Origin of the sequence: Accumulibacter sp. (assembly GCF_032229525.1) — a bacterium.
Taxonomy (GTDB): Bacteria; Pseudomonadota; Gammaproteobacteria; order Burkholderiales; family Rhodocyclaceae; genus Accumulibacter.
In genome coordinates, this window is the sequence record NZ_JAVTWB010000271.1 from 1 (window position 1) to 3,888 (window position 3,888).

Below are 3,888 nucleotides of genomic sequence, written 5' to 3' on the forward strand. Positions count from 1 at the left end.
GCGGCTGCCGCATGAGTTTGCGAGCAGGCCCTCGCCGGACTATTCCGTGCCCGGCGCCGGAACGGCGGATGTGGTCTCTGGACCAGCTTTGGCTGGTGTTGCGTCGGACGCCAGTTTGCCGCTGCTGACGTTCAAGCGCTCCTGCAGTTGCAGCAACCAGTCACGGATGGCGCGCTCGCCCGGATTTTCGCTCGTTTCCAGCTCTGGAAAACGGGCGAAGACATCCTGGATGATCGTCTTCAGCTGCCAGCCTGTTTCGCGCATCAGCATCGCCAGCTCGTTCACCGCGGCGGGCTGGTCCCCGAGATTGATAAGGGTCGACTTGATTTGATCAGGGTGCAGACCGGCATCGGCCAGCGAGCGCTCCAGTGCCGCGATGCGGTCCGCCAGGAAGGTGGCAATTGCAGGCGCCGCCGAGGTGTAGCTGTCCAGCTGCGAGCGCGCCTGGCGCCACTTGTCACACTCTTCCTCAAGACGTTTGAGGTGCTCGGCGTTTCGCTGTTCCTGTTCTGGAGCTGTCTGGCCAGCCGCCTCGTTCGTCAGCAGCCGGAAGATGTGCTTCGACATCGTCGGGTCGAACTGGTCGTGGTTCAGGCGCAGGATGAGCGACAGGCCTTTCCCGGGCTCGCGAACTTTTTTGTCGAGCAGTGCGGCGACAAGCTCGGCAAGCAGCAGAATGCGTCCCGCGACGCTGATCTCGTTGCCCTTGAGTCCGCGCGGATAACCGCTGCCGTCGTGTCGTTCGTGGTGTTCCAGAATGGCTCGCGCGACTTCCGGAGGGTATTCCGGCCGCTGCTCGACGATCATCGCGGCCGTGAGCGGGTGCGCCAGCAGCTGACGCCGCTCGACGGCAGTAATGCGGTGGCCTGCTTCCAGCATCCTGGGGTCGATGTGCAGTACGCCGAGATCGTGCAACAGCGCCGCGGCAGCCAGGGCTCGCAAGTGCGCTGTGGTGAGACCCTGGCGCAGGCCGAGGTAAAGCGCTATCAGCGCGACCTGCAGGCTGTGGCTGAAAACGGCGTTGTGGCAATCGCGGGCGACCGTCAACCGGAAGGCCATCGCTTGTGGAAGCGCAATGCCGCCAATGGCGCCGAGCACTGCGGCGCGATCGCCGGCGTTGGCGGCTAGCCGCCCGTAAAAGGCGCGCTCCGCGATGAGGCGTTCGGCCTGATCGCGCAACTCGGCATGGGTGACCGTCTTCTCGGCAGTGAGGCTTTCATCGATCGGCGCTTGCAGCGTGTGATTGAGCAGGCGATGGTACAGCTGGCTGTCCACGCGCACGCCGCGATCGATCAGTTTCACCCCACCGCTGGAATAGATCGCCTGGTGAGTAACTACCAGCTGGAAATCACCGAGCCGTGTTGCGGCCTTCAGGTAATGTTCGTCGTGGCTCTTGCCCATAAAGTCTCGTCGTGTCGTCTGGCTGCGGGATTGTACCGTGAAGGAACGCTTGGATTCGGGCGAGGCGCTCTCTCTGCCGGCCGCTTGGCTATACTGTTGGGCGAACCGGCTTCAGGAAACCGTCACCATGCCCCCCAAGAAAAAGCTGTTCCTGGCTTCGTCCTGCGAGTTTTGCGCGGAGCGCAAGGAGTTTGAACTCTTCATCGGCCGCAAGAACGCGGAATGGCACGCCCGAGGGGTCTTCATCGACGTCGTCCTCTGGGAAAACTTTCTCGATGCCGTATCGAAGACGCGGCTGCAGGACGAGTACAACCGAGCGATCGGCCAATGCGATCTCTTCGTGATGCTGTTCGGTACCAAGGTCGGACGCTACACCGATGAAGAGTTCGATAGCGCGTTCGCGCAGTTCACCGCCACCGGCAAGCCTTTGATCTTCACCTACTTCAAGGGCGGGCAGATTGACCTCGGCAAGGCCAGCCGGGATGATCTGAGAAGCCTGATGGCCTTCCAGGACAAGCTCGAAGAACTGGGGCACTTCGAGACGAGATACGAAGATGTCGGCGGGCTGAAACACCATTTCAACGGCCAGCTCGAAAAACTGGCGGCGACCGGCTTCATCAAACTCGACCCGGACAGCGGCCTGGGTCCGCCGCCGGGCAACGACTCCGGCGAACAGGATTCGGTCATCGCGCTGTACCTGCAAGCGCTGGCAACCGATCTGGCAGGCTTGAAACTCGGTGAAATCGACGCCTCGGCCGACCCGGCGCGGCAGACGCCGCTGCAGCTCGCCGATATCTACGTGCCGCTCGACACCACGCTGCAGATTCCGGAGAACACGAGCTTGGCGGAGTGGTTGCCACGCGCCGCCAGCCACCAGCGCGACGAGGTGCGTGAGCAGCGCGGGACGCGGCCAGTTGCCGCGCTCGAAGCGTTGGCGGCGCACCGCCGCTTGACCCTGCTCGGTAAGCCGGGCAGCGGCAAGAGCACCTTCGGCGCCAGCGTCCTGCTGGCACTGGCGCAGGCGTGGCAGGGTCACCCCGAGGAACTCGCCAGCCTGGGCGAGACGTGGACCCACGGCAAGCTGCTGCCGATCCGCGTCATCCTGCGCCGCTTCGCCGAACAGCTGCCGCCCGGCGACAAACTGGCGCGCGCCAGCGATCTGTGGGATTTCATCGCGCACGACCTCGATGCCGCCGGCTATGGCATGTCGGCCGACACCATGAAGTACGTGCAGGGCATTGCGCGCCAAAAAGGCGCACTGATCCTGTTCGACGGTCTCGACGAATGCGGCAACGGCGACAGCCGCGAGCGCGTGCTCGCCGCCGTCGACGAACTGACGCGCAATGCCGGCGAGAAATGCCGTTTCCTGCTCACCGCCCGGCCCTACGCCTGGCCCGGCGGCGCCGATCCCGCGCAGGGCGTCTATGCCCTCGCCGACCTCGACGACGAGCAGATCGAGCAGTTCATTTGCGCCTGGTACGCCGCGCTGGTCACGCGCGGCTGGCGCTCGCCTGGTGACGCCGAGCGCAAGATCGACGACCTGCTCGCCGCGCGCCGGCGTCCGGACCTGCTGCCGCTGGCGCGCAACCCGCTGCTGCTGACGCTGATGGCCACCCTGCACACCAACCGTGGTCGCCTGCCCGACGACCGCGCCGACCTCTACGACGAGTCGGTCGAGCTGCTGCTGCTGCGCTGGAACCGCCAGATCGGCGCCGACAAGGCGCTGCTCGACGAACTGGACATTCCCGGCCTCAAGCTCTCCGACCTGCGCGCGGTGCTCGAGGAGGTGGCGTTCACGGTGCACGCCGGGAACGTCGGTCGCGAAGGCACGGCCGACATTGGCGAGGACCGGCTGCTGCGCGCCTTCTGCCCCCTGCTCGGCAAGAGCAGGGACAAGGCCGCTGTGGTGGTCGACTACATCGAAAAGCGCGCCGGCCTGTTGATCGGGCAGGGTGAGAAGGACGGCGAGCGGCAGTTCAGCTTTCCGCATCGCACTTTCCAGGAGTTCCTCGCCGCCAGCTTCCTGGCCGCCCAGGACGATTTCGCCGCGCGCTGTGCCAGCCTCGCCCGCAGCGCGCCGGCGCATTGGCAGGTCGTGCTGCCGCTGGCCGCAAACCTGGCCAAGGCGGAAAGGGGTGCGAGCGCCGCCGACGAACTGGTTGGCGGAAAGTCGATCATCGAGTTCCGGAAGCGCGGGCAGCCGGACGCAGCCGACTGGACTTGCGCGCTGCTTGCCGGCACGCAGTTGCAGGAGATCGGTCTCGGGGCGATCAACAAGAGCGCACGCACGCAGGCCATCGCCGAGCGCGTCGCCGGCTGGCTCGCCGCGTCGCTGCCGGTGCACCCGGACGACGGCGGCGCGCCGACCCGACAGCGGGCGCAAGCCGGCGATGTCCTGGCGGCGCTGGGCGATCCGCGTTTTGACCCGGAGCGCTTCCACCTGCCTGCCGACGAGATGCTCGGTTTCGTGCGCATCGCGGCTGACCC

Annotated in this window: 2 protein-coding genes; one reads left to right on the plus strand and one right to left on the minus strand. The window is 65.8% G+C overall.

The features are described 5' to 3' along the window. Positions 1-39 precede the first annotated feature (39 nt). Entirely contained in the window at positions 40-1,401 is a 1,362-nt protein-coding gene (locus RUW20_RS21170; protein ID WP_313954200.1) for an HD-GYP domain-containing protein, read from the minus strand. 127 nt (positions 1,402-1,528) lie between these two features. On the opposite strand from RUW20_RS21170, the gene RUW20_RS21175 reads away from it, so the two are divergent. Continuing rightward, on the plus strand, positions 1,529-3,888 hold a 2,360-nt coding region (locus RUW20_RS21175), incomplete at its 3' end, for an NACHT domain-containing protein (RefSeq protein WP_313954201.1).